The organism is Neorhizobium sp. T25_13 (assembly GCF_002968675.1).
GTDB lineage: Bacteria > Pseudomonadota > Alphaproteobacteria > Rhizobiales > Rhizobiaceae > Neorhizobium > Neorhizobium tomejilense.
Window position 1 is genome coordinate 125726 of sequence record NZ_PVBI01000009.1, and the last position, 16205, is coordinate 141930.

Here is a 16205-nt window from a genome sequence, read left to right on the forward strand (position 1 = left end):
GTCAGTTCCCGAGAATGCCGGGCAGGCGAAGTCCGTTTTCCCTGGCGCAATCCACGGCGATCTCGTAGCCCGCATCCGCATGGCGCATGACGCCGGTGGCGGGGTCGTTCCAGAGCACCCGTTCGATGCGGCGGTCGGCGTCCTCGCTGCCGTCGCAGCAGATGACCATGCCGGAATGCTGCGAATAACCCATGCCGACACCGCCGCCGTGATGCAGCGATACCCAGGTGGCACCGGATGCCGTGTTGAGGAGCGCATTCAGCAGCGGCCAGTCGGATACCGCATCCGAGCCGTCCTTCATCGCTTCCGTCTCGCGGTTGGGAGAGGCGACCGATCCGGAGTCGAGATGGTCGCGGCCGATCACGATCGGCGCTTTCAGTTCGCCATTGCGGACCATCTCGTTGAAGGCGAGGCCGAGCTTGTGGCGGACGCCGAGGCCCACCCAGCAGATGCGCGCCGGCAGGCCCTGGAAGGCAATCCGTTCGCGCGCCATGTCGAGCCAGTTGTGGAGATGCGCGTTGTCCGGCAGCAATTCCTTCACCTTGGCATCGGTGCGGTAGATGTCTTCCGGATCGCCTGAGAGGGCGGCCCAGCGGAACGGGCCGATGCCGCGGCAGAACAGCGGGCGGATATAGGCCGGCACGAAGCCGGGGAAGGCGAAGGCATTTTCCAGCCCCTCGTCCTTGGCGACCTGGCGGATATTATTGCCGTAATCGAGCGTCGGAATGCCGGCGTTCCAGAAGGCGATCATCGCCTCCACATGTTCGCGCATCGAGGCCCGGGCGGCTTTTTCCACCGCCTTCGGATCGGTCTCGCGTTTGGCCTTCCATTCAGCGATCGTCCAGCCCTTCGGCAGATAGCCGTTGATCGGATCATGAGCCGACGTCTGGTCCGTGACCATGTCCGGACGGATGCCGCGACGGACCATTTCGGGAAGAATTTCGGCGGCATTGCCGAGCAGGCCGACGGATTTTGCCTCGCCGGCGGCCGTCCAGCGGGCGATCATCTCCATGGCTTCGTCGAGCGTTTCCGCCTTCGCATCGACATAGCGGGTGCGCAGGCGAAAATCGATGCTGTCCGGGTTACATTCGACCGCCAGGCAGCAGGCGCCGGCCATGACGGCGGCAAGCGGCTGGGCACCGCCCATGCCGCCGAGACCGCCGGTCAGGATCCATTTTCCCTTGAGATTGCCGCCATAATGCTGGCGTCCGGCTTCCACGAATGTCTCGTAGGTCCCCTGCACGATGCCTTGGGTGCCGATATAGATCCACGAACCGGCGGTCATCTGGCCATACATGGCCAGCCCCTTCTTATCGAGCTCGTTGAAATGGTCCCAGGTGGCCCAATGGGGCACGAGGTTCGAGTTGGCGATCAATACGCGCGGCGCGTCCTTGTGAGTGCGGAACACGCCGACCGGCTTGCCCGACTGCACCAGAAGCGTTTCCTCCTCGGTGAGCGTCTTCAGCGTCGCAACGATCCGGTCGAAATCGTCCCAGGTGCGCGCAGCGCGTCCGATGCCGCCATAAACGACCAGTTCGTTGGGGTTTTCCGCCACGTCCGGGTCGAGATTGTTCATCAGCATGCGCAGCGGCGCTTCCGTCATCCAGCTTTTGGCGTTGAGCTGATTGCCGCGGGGCGCGCGAATTTCGCGGATGTTGTGGCGGGGATTGGTCATCGGAACGTTCCCTTTATCGGTTGTTGTTTTTCTGTGACGCGACGCAGAGGGCGATCCGCTCGATCCGCGTCAGGATATCTTTCAGATGGACGCGCAGCCGCTCTGCCTTGGCCGGATGATAGGCAAAGGGCAGGGCCTCCGCCGCAAGGTGGGTGGACTGGGCAAGTTCCATCTGGATCGCGTGGACGCCGGTTTCCGGCCTGCCATAAAACCGTGTCGTCCAGCCGCCCTTGAAACGGCCGTTCAGGATGCTCGTGTAGCCCGAAGCTACAGTTGTCACATCGAGCAGCGCCTGCTCGATTGCCGGGGCACAGGTCTTGCCCATGTCCGTGCCGATATTGAAATCGGGCAAGGTACCCTCGAACAGGAACGGGATGTGCGAGCGGATCGAGTGGCAGTCGTAGAGCACGGCAATGCCGTGGATGGATTTTACCCGTTCGATTTCGGCTGCAAGCGCCGTGTGATAGGGCGCATGGAAATCGCGCAGCCGATTGGCGGTGTCGGCTTCGGTCGGCTCGGCGCCATGCTTCCAGATGCTCCTGCCGTCGAAATCCGTTTCCGGGATCAGGCCGGTGGTGTTCTGGCCGGGATAGAGGCTGGCACCCTGCGGATCGCGGTTGGCGTCGATCACGTAGCGGTGGAACGTGGCCCGCACCGTCGTCGCATCGGCCAGAAGACCATCATAGAGCTGGTGGATATGCCAGTCGGTATCGGTAAGCAGGCGGCCGTTATCGTTCAGCCGCTCCCAGACCGACGGGGGCACGTCGGTTCCCGTATGCGGAAAGCCGAGAATGACGGGGGAGGCGCCTTGGGTCACTTCAAAGACAGCCATTTCACGCCTCCAGGACCGGCAGGATATCCGCTGAAACGGACGCGGCAAGCGCGCCCGAAGCGACGAGATCCGTCGCCGCCTTGAGATCGTTTGCCATGTAGCGATCCTCTTCCAGGCTCGGAACGACGGAGCGGATGGTGGCGATCACCTTCTGGAGTTCGGGGCTGGTCGTCAGTGGCTTGCGCAGTTCCACGCCCTGCGCCGCCGTCAGCGCCTCGATGCCGATGATGGTCGCGAGATTGTCGGTCATCTGCAGAAGCCGGCGCGCGCCATGGCAGGCCATCGAAACGTGGTCTTCCTGGTTGGCGGAGGTCGGCGTCGAATCGACCGAGGCGGGATGCGACATCTGCTTGTTTTCCGACATCAGGGCGGCGGACGTGACTTCCGCGATCATCAGCCCGGAATTGAGCCCCGGCTTCTTCGCAAGAAACGCCGGCAGACCGTAGGAGAGGGCCGGGTCCACCAAAAGCGCAATGCGGCGCTGGGAGATCGCACCGATTTCGCAGACGGCAAGCGCGATCTGATCGGCGGCAAAGGCCACCGGCTCGGCGTGGAAATTGCCGCCGGAAACGACGGTGTCATCCGAAAGCACCAGCGGATTGTCGGTCACGGCATTGGCTTCGATCTCGAGCGTGCGGGCGACGGAGCGCAGGAGATCGAGGCAGGCGCCATCCACCTGCGGCTGGCAGCGGATGCAATAGGGATCCTGCACCCGTTCGTCGCCCTGCAGATGGCTTTCGCGAATGACCGAACCCGACAACAACGCGCGCAGGGCCGCGGCCGCATCGATCTGGCCCCTGTGGCCGCGAAGTGTATGGATATCCGGATGGAAAGGCGCGGAGGAGCCCATGGCGGCATCCGTCGACATCGCGCCGGTCACCAGCGCGGTCTGGGCAGCCCGATGGGCGCGGAACAGGCCGGCCAGTGCCAGGGCCGTGGAGGTCTGGGTGCCGTTGATCAGGGCAAGGCCTTCCTTGGCGGCAAGCACGACCGGGTTCAGTCCGGCCTTCGCAAGAGCCTCGGCGGCGGGCAGCAGACTGCATTGATAGAAGGCCTCGCCTTCGCCCATCATCGCGGCCGCCATATGTGCAAGCGGCGCCAGATCGCCCGACGCGCCGACCGAGCCTTTTTCCGGGATGAGCGGGATCACGCCCTTTTCCAGCATCGCCTCGATCAGGCGTACCAGCTCGAGCCGGACGCCGGAAGCGCCGCGCCCAAGCGAAACGAGTTTCAGTGCCATGATCAGGCGGACGATATTCTCGGCAAGCGGAGCGCCGACGCCGCAGCAATGCGACAGGATCAGGTTGCGCTGGAGCGTGGCGACATCGGCACTGTCGATCTTGATCGATGCCAGCTTTCCGAAGCCGGTATTGATACCGTAGACCGGCTCGTTGCCGGCGGCGATCTGGGCGATCCGGGCCGCCGCCTTGCTTATCCCCGCGTCGAACCAAGGATCGATCCGCGCCGGGGTGCCGTTCCAGTAGATATCCTGAAGTTCGCGAAGGCTCACCGAGCCGGGTCTCAGAACAATGCTCATGCGGAAACCCTCTCGCCCTTGAAGATCCGCGCCGTCAGCGGATTGAAGCCGATGCGATAGACAAGCTCCGCCGGCCGCTCGATATCCCAGATCGCGAAGTCGGCGGATTTGCCGACTTCAAGCGTACCGGTTTCAGCCTGAAGGCCGAGTGCGTGCGCGGCCTCCCGCGTGACCCCGGCAAGACATTCCTCGACCGTCAGGCCGAACAATGTCGCGCCCATGTTCATGGTCATGAGCAGCGAGGTCAGCGGTGAGGTGCCCGGATTGCTGTCGGTCGCCAATGCAATACGGGTGCCGGCGTCGCGCAGTGCCTGGACGGGCGGTGCCTGCTTTTCGCGCAGCGTATAGAAGGCACCCGGCAGCACCACCGCGACGGTGCCTGCCTGCGCCATCGCCCTCGCGTCCGCCGCCGAAAGATATTCGAGATGGTCAGCCGACAATGCGCCATATGAGGCGGCGAGGAGCGCGCCGCCGAGATCGGACAACTGTTCCGCATGCAGCTTGACGGGAAGGCCAAGCGCTTTCGCCTTGTCGAAAACCCGGGTGATTTCGGCCGGCGAGAAGGCGATGCCTTCGCAGAAACCGTCGACGGCATCGACGAGCCCTTGCAAATGCGCAGCCTCGAGACCCGGCAGGACCACGTCGGTGATATAATCGCCGTTGCGGCCCTTGTAGTCCGGCGGTGTCGCATGCGCGGCAAGCCAGCTCGTGACGATCCGCACCGGCCGGACTTCGCCGAGCCTGCGGGCAACCCGCAGCATCTTCAGCTCGCCTTCGATATTCAGCGCATAGCCGGATTTGATCTCGACCGTGCCGGTCCCCTCGGCCAGAAGCGTGTCCAGCCTGCGAAGCGCCTGGGCGAGGAGCTCGTCTTCCGAGAGGGCATTGGTTGTCTTCACCGACGAGATGATGCCGCCGCCGGCCCGTGCGATCTCCTCGTAGGTCGATCCGGCCAGGCGCATTTCGAATTCCATCGCGCGGTCGCCGCCGAATACCAGATGGGTATGGCAGTCGATCAGGGCCGGGGTGATCCAGCGCCCGCCGCAATCGGTTTTGTGTTCGGATTTCTCAAATTCGGCAGGCAGGTCGGCCAGTGTGCCGACAAAGGCTATCCGCCCGTCGCGCACGGCGATTGCACCGGCTTCGATTATGCCGAGACCGGATGCCGACGGAGCAAAAGTGGCGATCCGCGCATTGTGCCAAAGCGATGCGGAGCCTGCTGCAGATTTTGAAGAATCTTCCCCATCCATAAGCTTTTCGCCTTTCCTTATGGGCGAACATGTATATACATAATAATCCGGGTGACAAGAAGAATTTTGGTCTTCGCGAGGAAAAGGGAAGGGCGTCCATGGCCACGCTTCATGCGCAATTGGCTCTTCTGCCGGAAGGCTGGCAGCAGAATGTAAGGTTGACGATCAACGCGGACCGGCTCGCCGGAGTAGAGGTCGGCATCGAGGCGGCGGCCGAAGACGAGCGGCACAAGGTACTGGTGCCTGCGATGCCGAACCTGCACAGCCATGCCCTCCAGCGCGCCATGGCGGGTCTCACGGAGGCTCGCGGTGCCGGCGACGACAGTTTCTGGAGTTGGCGGACGCTGATGTACAAGTTCGCGCTGTCGATCACGCCGGAACAGGTCGAGGCCGTCGCCTCGCAACTTTACATGGAAATGCTGGAAGCCGGCTTTTCGCGGGTCGGCGAATTCCACTACCTCCACCACGACAGGGATGGCAGCCACTACGCCAATATCGCCGAGATGGCCGAACGCATTGGGGCTGCAAGTGCGGAGACCGGGATTGGTTTGACGCTCCTGCCAGTCTTTTATGCTCATTCCGGCTTCGGCGGCGCTTCGCCGATCGCGGGACAGCGCCGTTTCATCCACTCGATCGACGATTTCGCCAGGACCATGGACGGCTGCCGTCGCCTGACCGCGGCCATGCCCGGCGCCAAACTTGGCGTCGCGCCCCACAGCCTGCGAGCCGTGACCCCGCAGGAGTTCAGGCAGGTCGTGCCGATGGCGGGCGACGGGCCTGTGCATCTCCATATCGCCGAACAGGTGAAGGAGGTCGAGGACTGCCTTGCCTGGTCAGGCGCCCGACCCGTCGAATGGCTGTTTGCAAACATGCCGGTCACCGAACGCTGGTGCCTCATCCACGCAACGCATATGACCGAGGATGAAACCCGACGCATGGCGCAAAGCGGCGCTATCGCCGGGCTTTGCCCGATCACCGAGTCCAATCTCGGCGACGGCATTTTTCCCTGCGAGCTTTTCCTCGGGCAGAACGGCCGCTTCGGCATCGGCTCGGATTCGAACATACTGATCTCAGTCGCGCAGGAATTACGCCAGCTTGAATACTCCCAGCGCCTCGGCTTGAAGAAGCGCAACGTCCTTGCGCAGCCGGAAGGTTCGACGGGTCGGCGGCTGTTCGAGACGGCGCTTTCGGGCGGCGGAATGGCGCTCAACGCTGCCGTTGGCTTGGCCCAGGGCAACAACGCCGATATCGTTTCGCTCGATGTCGAGCACGTTCCCTATCTTGCCGCCGACCAGATTCTCGACCATTGGATCTTTGCGGACGGCGTTGCCGTGGATTGTGTCTGGGCGCTTGGCCGCAAGCAGGTCGAGGGCGGGAAGCATGTCCGGCGCGATGCGATCGGCCGGCGGTTCAGGACGGTAATGCAGGAATTGCTGACACTATGACCAATGGCGGCAAGGAAGCCACCCTTCATCATCGCATTCTGAGCGACATAGAGGGGCGGATCGTCTCCGGTGAATGGCCTCCCGGGTATCGCCTGCCTTTCGAGGTCGACCTTGCGGTACAATACGGCTGCTCGCGGATGACCGCCAACAAGGTGCTGACGCATCTGGCGAGGACCGGGCTGATCGAGCGCCGCAAGAAGTCCGGCAGTTTCGTGGCGCAACCGGTGACGCAGGCCGCAGTGCTCGAAATCCATAGTATCGAGGCGGAGGTCCGCTCCCTCAAGCTTCCCTATTCCTACCGGCTGGAGAGGCGGGTTCGGCGCGAGGCGAGCCCCGTCGATCGGCAGCACCTGGAGCTTTCGGAAACGGCGCCGGTCCTCGACCTCCTCTGCCTTCACCATGCCGGCGAGCGGCCGTTCTGCCTTGAGGAGCGGCTGATCAATCTGACGACCGTGCCCGAAGCGGAAGGTGAGGATTTTCTGGAGTCGGCGCCGGGGAACTGGCTCATCAGCCAGATCCCATGGAGCACTGCGGAACATCGGATCTATGCCCAGTCGGCCAGCGCGGAGGTCGCAAAGACGCTCGACATTTCCAGGAATGCAGCCTGCCTGGTCATCGAACGACGGACCTGGGGCAGCACCGGTCCGGTAACATTCGTGCGTTTCACCTATCCCGGCGACCGGCACGCATTGGTCGCCCGTTTCACGCCCGGCGGAGAGAGCTAGGCGACGCGACTGCGCTATCAATACCCTCGCCCGTCAAGGCGTCAGGGGCACGATGATCTCGAATTCAGTCCCTGCGCCGGTCGCCTGCCGCAGGTGAATTGTGCCGCCGTATGATCCCAGCATGGTGCGGACGATGTCGAGGCCCATGCCGGTGCCACCCTGTTCGCGACGGGTCGAGAAGAAGGGTTGAAAGACGCGTTCCCGGTTTCCCTCGGAAATGCCGCTGCCGTTGTCGCGCACCAGAATGGTGACGGTTCGCGCGTCGGCCGCGACGACCAGCTCCAGTCTGCTGGCGCCGTGCTGAGCCGCGTTTTCCGCAAGATTGGCAAAGACGATGTCGGCTGCTTCGAATGGCAGGGCGACGGTACTTTGCGTGTCTCCCAACCCGAAAATTTCAAGGCCGGGAAACCGTTTGCGCAGCCGGGGCAGGACATCTTCGACGCTCGTTTCGCCCTCAGCCATGGGAAGCTCCGCCTGAGCCAGCTCCCTCAACCTCGACAGCAAGGCGTCGAGCCTTTCCGCGTCGGCGATGATGTTGTCGAGAAAACGCAGGCGTTGCGCTGTTGTCATCGGCAGGTCGGCCTGGTCGTCGCGCAGCAGTTCGGCAGCGCCCCGGATCGCGGTCAATGGCGATTTGAGCTCGTGGGAGACATGCGCGGCAAAGGAGCGGACATATTCGGTGCGGTCGACCAGCCTGCCCGCGAGGTCGAGGAAGCTTTGCGACAGCGTCGCAATCTCGCGCGTTCCATAACGTTCCAGCGGCCGGATTGCCGCCTTGCCGCCACGGGCGATCTCCTCGGTACGGGCGATCAGCGCATTGATGGGGCGGGTTATGGTGCGGGCGAGCACGTAAGCGACCGCGAGCGTCAGTGTGAGGACGACCACCAGTGCCCCCGTTTCGGCGGGCGTCATCCGGATCGAGGTCGTTTCCGTGGCACGAAACCAGATGATGATCAAGACCGGCAGTGCCATCACGGCCAGAAGCACTGCGTATACGATCAGCGCCAGCGGCGGCCGCCATTTGGTCCGCACCCTTGGCGCCGGCATCACGCCTTCCTCCCGAGATCGCTGCCCAGCCTGAAGCCGACACCGTGAACGGTAGCGATAATGCCGATCGCGCCTGCCGCCGAAAATTTGGCCCGGATGTTGCGGATATGGCTGTCGATCGTGCGATCCGCCACATGGATGCCGGGGCCATAAGCCGCCGCCATCAGCTGCTCGCGGCTGAACACCATCTCGGGGCGGGAAAGCAGCGCATCCAGAATGGAAAATTCGAGCGCGGTGGTCGTGACTACGGTACCGCCGAAGCTCACGGTCCTGCCGGCCCGGTCGAGGCTGATCTCTCCGGCGACGAGGATATTCTCACGGTTGTCGAAACCGCCGCCATTGCCGCTGCGCTTCAGGATCGCCTTGACGCGGGCGACCAGTTCGCGGGGGCTGAAGGGCTTTGTGACATAGTCGTCCCCGCCGATCTCAAGCCCCAGCACCCTATCGATCTCCTCGTCCCGGGCCGATAGGAACAGGATCGGAAGCCCGGAGGTCTTGCGGATCTGGCGGCAGACCTCCAAGCCATCCATTTCCGGCATGCCGATATCGAGAACGATGAGGTCGATGTTTCCCCGATGGAAGGCCATCATTGCTTCGGTGCCGTTGCGGGCGGTCGTCGACACCATGCCGGCGCGCTCCAGGGCAAAGCAGATCACGTCGCGGATATGAGGTTCGTCATCGACGACGAGGATGCGATGCGCCATGATGGGTCCTGCAGAAATGTACCGCCGCTGTTGTTATCGTTCTTCCTCTATCTTGCAATGGTTGCAGGTGAACGAAGATAGGCTTCGATCCGCTCCGCGCGGAAACTCCAGCTCCGCCAGTCACGCGGCCGGGCGGCAAAATCATGGCCAAGCGACTGCCTGACCGACAGCGCCCTGTGCTTCTTGTCGATCGCCTCGTCGGGCAGGGCGGAGAGATAGAGATCAAGCGCCGGAATGGCGGAGGGGCCGAGCGACGACAGGTAACCGATATCAAGCGGGACGCCGTCATGGTTCAGTTCCAGGCTGTGCGTGACGTTGAAACGGGCGATGAAGGCCGGAAAATCGATGAAGGCACTGAGATAGAGCACGCCTGCCAGCACGGCGATATTCGTGGCGATCAGCCATTGGTTGGATTGGCGCAACACGATCCGCAGCAGGATCAGGACAAGGCCGACGGCAACGAGGCCCATCCATATTCCCGCGGCAACGCGCAGTTCCGTCAGCGAATACACCTCGACATAGAGGTCGAGCCGCAGGATCGACGACAGGCAGAGAAGCACGTTCTGGCCGATCCAGACATGGACGAGGCCGCGGATCAGGGGCTTTTGTCGCCGGGGCCGCCGCGACGCATGGCGATCAGGACGAAGGCTGCGGCAAGCAGAGCGGTGGCGATCAGAGGGTAGGCGCCGCGATGGGCATATTCCGCATGGGTCATGCCGTCCGGGAGATCGACGCCGCCCCAGAGATAGAGGAGATCCAGCAAGGTCTGCATCGCAAAGAGCGCATTGAAGAGGAGGAGCGACCGCAGCAGCGAAGCATGGGTGAGAAATGGAATTTCGTTGGGATGCGCGGCCGTGTCGTCTGCCCCGCGTCGAGCGATCCTGCGCTTGAGGCGCGGCCGCAGCATGGCCCAGACAAAAGCGGCCATCGCCAGCCAGAAGCCGATCCGCCAGAGATCCATGAATTGCAGCAGGAATGCGAGATCGATGCTGCGCAGCGCGTCTTCGATCAGCGGATTGGCGACGGCGAAGAGAAGCAGGAAAACCGAAGCGAGAATGAGCGGCACCATCCAGATGCCGAGGTTGCGCCAGATTGCGGCAAAGGACGAGCGTTCAGCCCGCAAGGCAAGATGTTTTCGGCAATCCTGCAGAAGTCGTAACGGGACAACGAGGACAAAACGAAAAAGGACCGCGGGAAGACCGCTCGGCCGCTGCGGCACGAGCCCAGCGCTCGCCAGCGCAACACACATGATCGCGCCAAGTGAAATCGCGATGCCCATTGGTGATGGGGTTTCGATAAGCGGCGCCGCGGCGAAAGCCGAAAGACCGAACAGGAAGGCCGCCGTCAAGGGCTGCGCGCGCCGCCTTGCCGACAAGAGAATCGCGGCGGCTGCCAAAATCGCAAACAGGAAAAGGTTGAGCCCAGGCGCCTGATCGAAGATCAGGAAATCCGAAATCGCCACTACCGCCAGAAGTGCGGCGATCCGATTGGCGCCGCGTGCTCTGGGCATCGGTGCCGTCATCTTATCAGTCATCTGCACTGCTGGTCCTCTCTCTGACGCCGCCCTCGATCACGATGAACATGGTCGCCGGACGCCGGTCAGGAGAAATTCCTTCGGGCTGGCGATCGTCCACCAGCCACCATCCGTCATGGCGGAGGCGATCTGGCAGTGTGGAGGGAGTGATGCGGGGCGGGGTGCTGCTCTTGTTCATGACAAGAGAATGCCGGACCGGATTGCAGAATCTGTGCAGGCGGCAAGGAATAATTCAGGAGAATCGCGAGGCCGCGATCCGCGTTTTCGACGCGCGGTCATGCCGCGACGGAGCGAGGTTCATCGCCGGATGATCCTATCCGAAATAAAGCTGGACGGTTGGCCGACTACACCGCGGGTTTCGAGATCGGAGCCGGCTCCTCGATCGCCTGGATCGCATCATAGGCGGAAAGCACGCTCTCCATCTGCGCCGTGTGGCCCTGGATGAAGGCCGGGCCATAGATGGTTTCGTCCGGATATTCGGTGATCAGCGTCAGTGGAACCGTGTGGCGGTCGTCGACGGAGATCAGGCAGGGAAAACCGTTGATGATGCGGAAGCCGGTCTCGCCGGCATGGGTTTCGAAAAGCTTGATCTGTGCGGCGTTATAGGCGACGAGGCCGGGAATGGCGGCGAGGTGGCGGCTGACGCGGTCGATCAGGATTTCCGCCTGCGCGGTCCATTCGGCGTGATGGCGCATGATGAGGAAAAAGCCCTTCGGCACCGTCCACATTGCAAATGTGCGCGGCACGTAGCCGGAAAGCGGCCGCGTCCATTCATGCGAAGGATAGCCGTGCAGGTTGACGTGCAGCTTCGCACCGCTCAGCCTTTCCGCTTCAACGCGGATCGCCTTTTCGAACAGCTCCTTGCCCGAGCGGTATTCGAGATCGTCGCCAAGCGCGGTATAGCGCGCCGCATGGTGCATGTGCAGCGGGTTGTCAGTGCGAAGTCGCCAGTGCACCTGATAACCGTCGGGATTTTCGAGCGGCGATATGACGAAATGCGCGTTCGGTCTTGAACTCAGCGTCTGCGCGGCACGCAAAGCGCCGACGATGCCGGTCGTCTCGTTGGCATGCTGGCCCCCGCTGATGATGACGGGTTTGTCGCCGCCGGCGTGATAACGGGCCTCCACGGCGCGGCCGGTCCGGGAGCGGGCTTCGAAGGCGACGCCGTCGATCGCGGCGAGTTCCCGGCGGATTTGCGCCACGGAGACAGGAGACACGGCGGAGGCGAGGCGCTGTGGCTCGGCCATGGCCTCGGAGGTCCAGAGCGGGCGCGTTTCGATGCGGACGGAGACGGTTTCTCCGTGACGAATCTCCGGGATGATCTGCCCCGGCTGCAGGCCCCGGTCGCCGATCGGCCGGCCGGACTTTTTCTGGAAGATTTCTAGAAGCGTGAAATAGAAATCCTCGTGCAGCGCCTCGCGCAGGCTGACGACCTCTTCGCCCACGGCCAAACGCCGGTCTTCGGCCGGCAGAGTAACGGCGATATTGAGCTCGTCGAAATAAGGCTCCGTGGTCCCCCAATCATGGGCCGCGACGGCTTCGACGGCCGAGAAGAACAGGAGTTCGTAGTCGGTCTCCAGCCGTTCGCCGGCTCCGCCGTCGAGGCACAGCCAGCCGGTCGGCGACAGCAGCGTTTCGCCGATGAAATCCGTATGGAGCCGGTTCGGCGCGAAGACTTTACGGGTCTCGATGCTGCGGTCCCTTGCGGTCAGCGTCACCACGTAAAAGGCATCTTCGGACCCGGCCTCGAAGGTCAGCCGTGCCGCGCCGACAAGACCGGCGAGCGGATAGGCTTCCAGCAGGAAACGGTTCTTCGGGCAGGCCTTGTGAACGGGGTAGACGATATGCAGAGCGGAAAGGTTCTCGAGATCGACCTCTTCGAGAAAGAAATGCAGCAACGGCTTGTAGGCGCTGCGGAACTTCGCCTCGACGCCTGCGGCGGCAAGTATCGCCTCGGCCTTCCCGCGGCTTTTTTCGTCGTCGAACACCCAGGCGTCGATCCTGGTACCCTTGGCGCCGGAAAAGCGTGCGACGAGGGTGTCGAGCGTGCGATCGACCTGCTGTTCGTGGATCAGTGTCATGCGGAGGTTCTGCCTGTGGGATCGAGACTGTCGCGCAGCCAGTCGCCGAGAAGGTTGAGGCCAAGGACGGTGAGGAGGATGGCAAGGCCGGGAAAGACGCTGACCCACCAGGCCGTCTGCAGATAGGTGCGGCCTTCGGCGAGCATGCCGCCCCAGCTCGGGATGGTCGGGTCGATGCCGAGGCCGAGGAAGGTGAGGCTCGATTCGAGCAGGATGTTGGTGGCGACATTCAGCGTCATCAGCACGATGACCGGGCCGATGAGGTTGGGCAGCAGGTGCTGGACGATGATGCGCCAGTTCTTGACCCCGATCGCGCGGGCCGAAAGGATGAATTCGCGCTCGCGCAGCGTCAGCACCGAACCCCGCACCAAGCGGGCATATTGCACCCATTGCGAGACGATCAGCAGGATGATCGTGTTGGCGAGCCCGCCGCCGACGATGGCAATGAAGGTGATGGCGAGCAGGATGAAGGGGAGCGCCAGCTGGATATCGGCAAAGCGCATCACCAGCATGTCCCAGATGCCGCGGTAATAACCGGCGATCAGGCCCATGAAGACACCGATGGTGACGCCGCCGGCAACCGAGACGAAACCGACCAGCAACGAGATCTTGCCGCCGGCCATGACGCGGGCGAGCACGTCGCGTCCGAGCGGATCGGTGCCGAAGACATGTGCCGGTCTGATGAATGGCGGCACGAGGCGCGACATCAGGTCGATCTTTTCGGCGCCGCCCGGAAAGATCACGCCGGAAAAGATGACGGCAATGCCGATAACGCCGACCAGCAGGGCGCCGAGGACGAATTCGAGCTTCAGGAAATTCGAGGAAGCAGTGCGCGAGGCCATGGCTCTCACTCCGTCCGGATGCGGGGATCGACGAGGCCGTAGGCTATGTCGACCAGAAGATTGATGCCGATGATCATCAGCGACAACACGGTGATGACCGCCTGCAGCACCGGATAGTCCCGGGCGCCGACGGCGTCGAAGGCGAGCGTGCCGAGGCCCGGCCAGTTGAAGACGCGCTCGACGACGACGATGCCGCCCAGCAGGCCGCCGAACTGCAGGCCGAAATAGGTGATCAGCGGAATGGCGCAGTTTCGAAGCGCGTGCTTGTAGAGCACCGCGTTTTCGCTCAAGCCCTTGGCGCGGGCGACCATGATATATTGCGAGCGCAGTGTCTCCAGCATGGTGGTGCGCACCAGGCGGACATTGGTCGCCGTCAGGATGATGCCCATGGTGACGGCCGGCAGGATGAAGCTTTCAAATCCGTCCATTCCGCTTGGCGGAAGCAGCGGCAGCGCGATCGCGAAGAGCAGGACCAGCATCGTCGCCAGCCAGAAATTCGGAAACGACAGACCGACGAGCGACAGGATGCGGATCATCTGGTCGGCCCACTTGCCGCGCGCGGTGGCGGCCTTGATGCCGAGCGGAATGGAAATCACGATCGAGACGATCAGCGAGGTGAAGGCGAGCGCCAGCGTCGCGGGCAGCGCCTTGCCGATCAGCAGCGATACCGGCGTGCCGCCGAGGAAGCTGTTGCCGAAATCGAGCGTGAATATGCCCTTCAGGAAATTCAGGTATTGAACGAAGAACGGCTCATTGAGGCCGAGGCCCTCGCGGATGCGCACGAGATCGGCCTCGGTGACGCTGCCAGCTCCCTGCGTCAGCATCAGCGCCGGGTCACCGGTGAGACGGATCGCGAAGGCGACCGTCAGTGTCACGGCGATCACGACGAAAATCGCCTGCAGAAGGCGTTTTACCAGGAATGCGGCCAATCTCTCGTTCCCTTGTTTTCTTATCGGAGCCGCCGCCCCAGTCGAAGGCAGCGGCCCCGCGAAGTCTTAATCGACGGTGACGTCGGTGAACTTCAGACGGCTATCCGGCACGGGCGTAAAATTCTTCACGCGCTTGTTGATGCCGAAGATGGCGTTCAAGTTGTAGAGCGGCATTTCCAGCGCCCGGTCGGCGGCGTAACGGGCGATTTCCTGCAGAACCTTCTCGCGCTCGGCGACATTGGTGATGGTGCGTTGCTTGGCGAGTAGCTCGTCCATCTTTGGGTCGCTGTCGTAGGGGTTCCACTTTTCCTTGGTCTTGTACATCGCGACCGCAGTGTTGTCGTAGTCGAGCGTCCAGCCGCCCCAGGACTGCTGGAACATCGCGCCCGTCTTGCCATTCGGGATGATGTCGTTCAGCAGAACGTTGGTCTCATAAGGCTTGATCGTCGCGGTGATGCCGATCGTCTGCAGATAGGCGGAAATCGCCTGGGCGACCTCGATGAAGGTCGCTTCGTTGCCGCGAAGGTCGATTTGCAGGGCCGTGCCCGGAGCGACGCCGGCTTCTTTCAGCAGAGCCTGGGCCTTGGCCGGATCGTAGGGAAGCGGCTTCATGGCCTTGTCGAAGCCGAAGGACAGCGGCCCCTGGAAGCTGGCGATCGGCTGTGCCTGGCCGCCGAGGATCGACTTGATGATCGCGTCGCGGTCGACACCCATGATCAGCGCCTGGCGCACCTTTGGATCCTTGGTGATGCCGTCGCGCGTGTTGAAGCGCAGCGCATAGACCGTCGGGCCCGGCGAGGTGACCACGGCGAGCTTGGCATTGCCCTGGATGGTCGGGATCATGCCGATCGGAATGGTCGGCGGGATGACCAGATCGACGCGGCCGGCCTGGAGTTCGGCAACGGCTGTCGCCGGCTCGGAGATGAACTTGTATTCCAGGTCCGAGATTTTCGGCGCGCCGCCGAAGTAATCGGCATTGGCGGCGAGGACGATGTTCACCTTCGGCTCGTAGGAAACGAACTTGAAGGCGCCGGTACCGACCGGATGGGCGTTGAAATAGGCGTCGCCCTTTTCGGCGATGTATTTCGGCGGAACGATCATGCCGCCGTAACCGGCGAGCTTGGTGAGGATGACCGGATCGGCGACTTTCATCTTGAACTCGACGGTGTTGGCGTCGATGATCTCGACGCTGCCGATCGAATTGTAGTTGGACTGTTGCGGACCCTTGGCGCCTTCCGGACCGAGCAGGCGGTCGAAGGTGAATTTGACGGCATTGGCGTCGAAGGCCTCGCCATTGTGGAATTTCACGCCTTCACGCAACTTGAAGCGGATGCGCATGCTGTTGTCGAGCACTTCCCAGGAGGTCGCGAGACCCGGGACGAGCTTCAGGTCGGGGCCGCGATAGGTGAGGCCGTCAAAGATGTTGGTCGAGACCGAGGCCCAGTTGACCAGGAAAGTGTCGATCGGATCCCAGCTGCCCGGATCCTGCGGCGAGGACACCGTCAGCTTGCCGGCGGCGAGAGCCGAGACCGGCGCGAATGCCGTGCCTGCGAGCGCCATCGCCACGAATGCCGTCCGCAAACCCCTCTGCATTTTTATCATCG

General features: G+C 62.9%; 12 protein-coding genes and 1 pseudogene. 2 read left to right on the forward strand and 11 right to left on the reverse strand.

Features of this window, described 5'->3' with window-relative positions:
- Window position 1: 1 nt before the first annotated feature.
- The 4 genes from hutU to hutI are packed head-to-tail and all read right to left on the reverse strand — an operon-like array spanning window position 2 to window position 5294.
- A complete protein-coding gene (hutU, locus tag C5J22_RS21385) occupies window positions 2-1675 on the reverse strand; it encodes a urocanate hydratase (RefSeq protein WP_105439880.1) in 1674 nt (557 codons plus the stop codon).
- Between the two features lie 13 nt (window positions 1676-1688).
- Complete coding sequence (gene hutG, locus C5J22_RS21390; RefSeq protein WP_105439881.1) at window positions 1689-2507, reverse strand: N-formylglutamate deformylase; 819 nt, start codon at window positions 2505-2507, stop codon at window positions 1689-1691.
- 1 nt (window position 2508) lies between these two features.
- Window positions 2509-4044, reverse strand: coding sequence for a histidine ammonia-lyase (gene hutH / locus C5J22_RS21395; RefSeq protein WP_105439882.1), 1536 nt, complete (start codon window positions 4042-4044; stop codon window positions 2509-2511).
- Window positions 4041-5294: an imidazolonepropionase gene (hutI, locus tag C5J22_RS21400; RefSeq protein ID WP_105439883.1), complete on the reverse strand. Its 1254-nt coding sequence runs from the start codon at window positions 5292-5294 to the stop codon at window positions 4041-4043. The genes hutH and hutI overlap by 4 nt, the downstream gene beginning before the upstream one ends.
- 98 nt (window positions 5295-5392) lie before the next feature.
- On the opposite strand from hutI, the gene C5J22_RS21405 reads away from it, so the two are divergent.
- Window positions 5393-6739: a formimidoylglutamate deiminase gene (locus C5J22_RS21405; RefSeq protein WP_105439884.1), complete on the forward strand. Its 1347-nt coding sequence runs from the start codon at window positions 5393-5395 to the stop codon at window positions 6737-6739.
- Window positions 6736-7464, forward strand: a complete 729-nt coding sequence (hutC, locus tag C5J22_RS21410) for a histidine utilization repressor (protein WP_105439885.1) — start codon at window positions 6736-6738, stop codon at window positions 7462-7464. The genes C5J22_RS21405 and hutC overlap by 4 nt, the downstream gene beginning before the upstream one ends.
- Before the next feature lie 33 nt (window positions 7465-7497).
- Here the strand turns inward: hutC and C5J22_RS21415 are convergent, their stop codons facing one another.
- The 7 genes and pseudogenes from C5J22_RS21415 to C5J22_RS21450 all read right to left on the reverse strand — a co-directional run bounded on the left by C5J22_RS21415 (window position 7498) and on the right by C5J22_RS21450 (window position 16203).
- On the reverse strand, window positions 7498-8511 hold the full coding sequence (locus C5J22_RS21415) for a HAMP domain-containing sensor histidine kinase (RefSeq protein WP_105439886.1): 1014 nt from the start codon (window positions 8509-8511) through the stop codon (window positions 7498-7500).
- Window positions 8511-9215 carry a response regulator transcription factor gene (locus tag C5J22_RS21420; protein WP_105439887.1) on the reverse strand — a complete coding sequence of 235 codons (705 nt, stop codon included), beginning with the start codon at window positions 9213-9215 and terminating at the stop codon, window positions 8511-8513. Before C5J22_RS21420 ends, C5J22_RS21415 begins: the two co-directional genes overlap by 1 nt.
- Window positions 9216-9262: 47 nt before the next feature.
- Window positions 9263-10755: pseudogene (locus C5J22_RS21425) on the reverse strand (DUF4153 domain-containing protein).
- A 338-nt stretch (window positions 10756-11093) separates the two neighbouring features.
- On the reverse strand, window positions 11094-12830 hold the full coding sequence (locus C5J22_RS21435; protein WP_105439888.1) for a M14 family zinc carboxypeptidase: 1737 nt from the start codon (window positions 12828-12830) through the stop codon (window positions 11094-11096).
- Window positions 12827-13672, reverse strand: coding sequence for an ABC transporter permease (locus C5J22_RS21440; protein ID WP_105439889.1), 846 nt, complete (start codon window positions 13670-13672; stop codon window positions 12827-12829). The genes C5J22_RS21435 and C5J22_RS21440 overlap by 4 nt, the downstream gene beginning before the upstream one ends.
- Window positions 13673-13677: 5 nt before the next feature.
- Window positions 13678-14601 carry an ABC transporter permease gene (locus tag C5J22_RS21445; RefSeq protein WP_105439890.1) on the reverse strand — a complete coding sequence of 308 codons (924 nt, stop codon included), beginning with the start codon at window positions 14599-14601 and terminating at the stop codon, window positions 13678-13680.
- 66 nt (window positions 14602-14667) lie between these two features.
- The gene (locus C5J22_RS21450; RefSeq protein WP_105439891.1) at window positions 14668-16203 is read right to left on the reverse strand and encodes an ABC transporter substrate-binding protein; all 1536 of its coding nucleotides are present in this window, start codon (window positions 16201-16203) and stop codon (window positions 14668-14670) included.
- Between the last annotated feature and the right edge of the window lie 2 nt (window positions 16204-16205).

Bases quoted from the DNA above. Each gene is read 5' to 3' on its own strand.
- hutU (WP_105439880.1), bottom strand. From the start codon at position 1,675: ATGACCAATCCCCGCCACAACATCCGCGAAATTCGCGCGCCCCGCGGC.
- hutG (WP_105439881.1), bottom strand. From the start codon at position 2,507: ATGGCTGTCTTTGAAGTGACCCAAGGCGCCTCCCCCGTCATTCTCGGC.
- hutH (WP_105439882.1), bottom strand. From the start codon at position 4,044: ATGAGCATTGTTCTGAGACCCGGCTCGGTGAGCCTTCGCGAACTTCAG.
- hutI (WP_105439883.1), bottom strand. From the start codon at position 5,294: ATGGATGGGGAAGATTCTTCAAAATCTGCAGCAGGCTCCGCATCGCTT.
- C5J22_RS21405 (WP_105439884.1), top strand. From the start codon at position 5,393: ATGGCCACGCTTCATGCGCAATTGGCTCTTCTGCCGGAAGGCTGGCAG.
- hutC (WP_105439885.1), top strand. From the start codon at position 6,736: ATGACCAATGGCGGCAAGGAAGCCACCCTTCATCATCGCATTCTGAGC.
- C5J22_RS21415 (WP_105439886.1), bottom strand. From the start codon at position 8,511: ATGCCGGCGCCAAGGGTGCGGACCAAATGGCGGCCGCCGCTGGCGCTG.
- C5J22_RS21420 (WP_105439887.1), bottom strand. From the start codon at position 9,215: ATGGCGCATCGCATCCTCGTCGTCGATGACGAACCTCATATCCGCGAC.
- C5J22_RS21435 (WP_105439888.1), bottom strand. From the start codon at position 12,830: ATGACACTGATCCACGAACAGCAGGTCGATCGCACGCTCGACACCCTC.
- C5J22_RS21440 (WP_105439889.1), bottom strand. From the start codon at position 13,672: ATGGCCTCGCGCACTGCTTCCTCGAATTTCCTGAAGCTCGAATTCGTC.
- C5J22_RS21450 (WP_105439891.1), bottom strand. From the start codon at position 16,203: ATGATAAAAATGCAGAGGGGTTTGCGGACGGCATTCGTGGCGATGGCG.